Source organism: Achromobacter sp. SIMBA_011 (genome assembly GCF_046535435.1).
Classification (GTDB): domain Bacteria; phylum Pseudomonadota; class Gammaproteobacteria; order Burkholderiales; family Burkholderiaceae_B; genus Achromobacter; species Achromobacter dolens.
On the sequence record NZ_JAWRWN010001283.1, the window covers coordinates 1 to 233 of the forward strand.

General features: G+C 32.6%; 1 protein-coding gene. It reads left to right on the forward strand.

The annotated features are described in order from the left end of the window. Positions 1-233 (forward strand): tetratricopeptide repeat protein (locus SB816_RS35195; protein WP_410548650.1); only part of this gene is annotated, 233 nt, incomplete at both ends.

Below are 233 nucleotides of genomic sequence, written 5' to 3' on the forward strand. Positions count from 1 at the left end.
TAAAAAAAGGTATTGATGTAGACCCATATTTTGATCCTAACTATGTAAATTTGTCTGATATTTATTTTCGTCAAGGGAGTCAAGAAAAAATGCAGGCTGTGCTTGATCAAGGGTTGGCTGCAATACCTAATTCTGCTGCATTAAATTATGCAAATGGAATGGCAAAAATAAGAAGTAATAAAAAAGTTGAAGCAATAGAGTATTTTAAAAAGTCGATGGAGCTTGAACCTAAC